The following is a 3,451-nucleotide window of genomic DNA, read 5'->3' as shown; positions in this document are numbered from 1 at the left end:
ACCCTGAATCACCTCGTAGCCGGCGCCCTTCAGCGCGATACTGACAACCTGGCGCACCGACGCCGAGTCATCCACGACCAAAATGGTCTTCCCCATGCTTTCCCCCCGGGATCAGAAGAAGGTGATCTCCGATTCGCGGACGCCGGCGGCCTGGCCGGAGGCGTGCGCCTCACGTTCCTCGTCCATCGTGTAGCTGGCCGAGATGGCCTTCAGCGCCTCCTCGGGATCGATCGGCGGCGCGTCGGTGCGGGCCCGCTCCCCGGCCTCGTCGACCGTCTCCGCGAACCGGGTGATGCTGTCCCGCAGGTGCTCCAGAACCTGGCTGATACGGTCCTGGAACTGCAGGTTGGTGAGCGACTGGCCGACCTCGGAACGAATGCCGACGGCCGCCCGCTCCAGATCGGTGGAGGAGTCCCGGAACCCGGAGACCAGCGCCTGCAGGTCGTCGAGCACCGCCTGCACCTCGGCGTTCGCGCTGGCCACCGCGCGGTCCTCCCGATCGGCGGTCTCCTCGGCGTGGCCCAGGATCGCGCTGATCGTGCTGCCGGCCCGGCCCACCTTGTCGGCCATCCGCTCGCTGGTGCCCAGCGAGTGCTCGGCCAGCACCCGGACCTCGTCGGCGACCACCCCGAACGCCGCGCCGGCCTCGCCGATCCGGGCCGCCTCGATCGAGGCGTTCAGCGCGAGCAGATTGGTCTGCGCGGCGATCGCGCTGACCTCGCCGGACATCTGCCGCAGCTCGCTGTTGAGGGTCTGCAGGTTGCGCAGCTCGCTCACGGTCTGCCGCTTGGTGGCCAGCGCCTCGTCCAGGGTGCCGACCACGTCGCCGAGCCGGGACCGGCTGCGGTCGAAGGTGCCGCCGTGCCCCTCCTCGAGTGCGCCGGTGGAGGAGGCGAGGACCGCGTCCAGATTCTCGACGATCCCGGCGAACTTCTCGGTGAGCTGGCTGATCGCCGTCTCCATCTGGCTACGACTGGTGTCGATCTGCGCCGTCCAGACGGGCACGATGGAGTCGGCCAGTCGCGAGACGCTGTCGATGTGGATGTCGGCCGCGCGCGCCTCGGCCGGTGCGAAGGTCGTGCGCTTGCGACCGGCCGCGAAGCCGGCGCCGAGTCCGACGGCAAGGGCGCCCAGCGCCCAGAACAGCTCAGCCATGTCGATGGATCATCTCCGCGATGTGTGTCAGCGGCGCCTCCCGCAGGACCGCGCCGAGCTGGACCGCTTCGTTCGGCATGCCGTGGACCACGCAGGTCGCGGCATCCTGCGCCACCGTGAACGCGCCGGCCTGGCGCATCTCCAGCAGCCCGCGAGCGCCGTCGTCACCCATGCCCGTCATGATCACGCCGATCGCGCTCGCCCCGGCCGCCCGCGCGGCCGAACGGAAGAGCACGTCGACCGAGGGCCGGTGCCGGTTGACCGGCGGGCCGTCGAAGACCCGTACCCGGTAGCCGGTGCCGCAGCGGACCAGCTCCGTGTGCCGGCCGCCCGGCGCGACCAGCACCCGGCCGGGCCGCACCTCGCCGCCGTTCACCGCCTCGGCCACGTCCACCTGGCACATCCCGTCGAGACGATGGGCGAACGCGGCGGTGAAGTTCTCCGGCATGTGCTGCACGATCACCATGCCCGGGATGCCGCGGGGCAGCGCCGGGAGCACGATCTCGAGGGCCTTGGTGCCGCCCGTGGAGGTGCCGAGCACGACGACCCGGTCGCCGGCCCCGGTCGCCACCTCGGCCGCGTCCGGGCCGGCCGGGCGCGGGACGCGACGCCCGTGCGCGGCGGCCCGCACCGCCTGGACGATCTCGGCCGAGCGCTCGTCGATGAAGGCCTTCAGCCCGCTGTCCGGCTTGGTGATCACCGCGGACACGCCGGCGGTCAGCGCCGTGGCGTCGGTGGACGGGGCGGTGCATAGAATCACCGGAACGGGGCGTACGGCCATGATCTGGCGCAAGAAGCGCGCCCCGCCCAGCCCAGGGTCGACCACGAGCACGTCCGGCCGTGCCCGGCTCATGTGCTCCAAGGCGAAGGCTGGGTCGGCGACCGCGCCGATCACCTCCATGCCGCTCTGCCGCAGCCGGGCGGCGAGGTGCTGCCGCACCACGGCCGAGTCGTCGAGGATCAGCACGCCGATCACCGGGCCGCTCACAGCTCGCCCCCGGCACTGCTGCGCCGCCCGCCGGCAGAGGTCAGGGTCACCTCGCCGGTGGCCACCTCGAAGCTGAGCCGGCGTGGCCCGGTGCCGCCGAGGTCGGCGTGCGCCACACGGAAGCCGAACCGTTTGAGCAGGGTCAGGCCGGCGGCGATGTTGTCCCGGGCCACATCCGGGGCGCGGCCGCGCTGGAACGGCGGAAACTGGTTGCCGCCGCCGTAGAGGTGCGCGACGTACTCCTGTGGTTTGGTCCCGAGCCGCTCGATGACCTCGAGGAACATCTGTACCGCGTGGTCCGCGTAGCGACCGTCCAGGCCGTCCCGGGCGGTCGGGATGCGCCGTTGCGGCAGCATGTAGTGGCACATGCCGCCGGCCCGCAGCAGCGGGTGCCAAAGGGTGACCGAGACACACGACCCCAGCAGCGTATGGATGCGGGTGTCGGTGCCCCCGAAGTAGAAATCTCCGGGGTTCAGCACCACTTCCAGGACGCTAGCCACGCCGCTGCCCGGGGTTGCGGTAAATCGACGGTTCGACCATCTGCAGCCGGGACGGGATGCCGTTGAGCGACTCCGACCGGCCGACGATCAGGTATCCGCCGGGCTGCAGCATCTCCTGCAACCGCAGCACCAGCTCGCGCTTGGTCTCCGGGTCGAAGTAGATCATGACGTTGCGCAGCAGGATCACGTCGAACTTGCCGTGATGGCCCAGCTTGCCCATGAGGTTGTCGTGGTGGAAGCGGACCCGCTCACGCAGCCGCCGGCTCACCGCCATCGAGCCGTCGTACTCGTCCCGGCCCCGCAGCCAGTACCTGCGCAGCAGCTGCCGCGGGATCTTGTCGGCCGCGGTGAGCGGGTAGATACCACGGCGGGCGTTCTCCACGACCCGGCTCGAGATGTCCGTGCCCACGATCTCCCACGGCTGGTCGGCGAGCGCTTCCGATAAGACCATTGCGGCGGTGTACGCCTCCTCGCCGGTCGAACTGGCCGCGCTCCACAGCCGCAGCGCGCGCTCGCGATCCCGGGCCGGCACCACCACATCGCGGAGGAAGTCGAAGTGCTGTTGCTCGCGGAAGAAGAACGTCTCGTTGGTGGTGAGCAGGTTGATCATCTGGATCATCTCGGGCCCGGTCACCGGCTGGGTCCGCAGATACCGGACGTACTCCGGGTAGTCGGCCAGGCCCAGCGAGCGCAGCCGCTTCTCGAGCCGCCCGGCGACCAGCGCCTCCTTGCCGGGTGGGAGCCGGATGCCGGTCTCGCGGTGGAGCACGCCGGTGATATAGGCGAACTCGTTCGATCCGATCTCGCG

4 protein-coding genes are annotated in these 3,451 nt (G+C 70.8%); all 4 read right to left on the bottom strand.

Going from position 1 to position 3,451, the window contains the following annotated elements:
• Positions 1-111: 111 nt before the first annotated feature.
• A complete protein-coding gene (locus IH26_RS0152090; RefSeq protein ID WP_051810108.1) occupies positions 112-1,155 on the bottom strand; it encodes a methyl-accepting chemotaxis protein in 1,044 nt (347 codons plus the stop codon).
• Complete coding sequence (gene cheB / locus IH26_RS0152085) at positions 1,148-2,143, bottom strand: chemotaxis-specific protein-glutamate methyltransferase CheB (protein ID WP_030443745.1); 996 nt, start codon at positions 2,141-2,143, stop codon at positions 1,148-1,150. Before cheB ends, IH26_RS0152090 begins: the two co-directional genes overlap by 8 nt.
• Complete coding sequence (locus IH26_RS0152080) at positions 2,140-2,625, bottom strand: chemotaxis protein CheD (RefSeq protein ID WP_051810106.1); 486 nt, start codon at positions 2,623-2,625, stop codon at positions 2,140-2,142. The genes cheB and IH26_RS0152080 overlap by 4 nt, the downstream gene beginning before the upstream one ends.
• Positions 2,626-2,635: 10 nt before the next feature.
• Positions 2,636-3,451, bottom strand: an 816-nt coding sequence (locus IH26_RS0152075; protein WP_211268946.1) for a CheR family methyltransferase, incomplete at its 5' end; no start/stop codon positions are given.

Source organism: Actinoplanes subtropicus (assembly GCF_000721705.1).
Lineage (GTDB): Bacteria > Actinomycetota > Actinomycetes > Mycobacteriales > Micromonosporaceae > Actinoplanes > Actinoplanes subtropicus.
This window is presented reverse-complemented; position numbering and strand designations above follow the sequence as displayed.

What these genes read in the sequence shown, in the direction of transcription:
- IH26_RS0152090 (WP_051810108.1), bottom strand. Translation starts at nt 1,155, where the DNA reads ATGGCTGAGCTGTTCTGGGCGCTGGGCGCCCTTGCCGTCGGACTCGGC.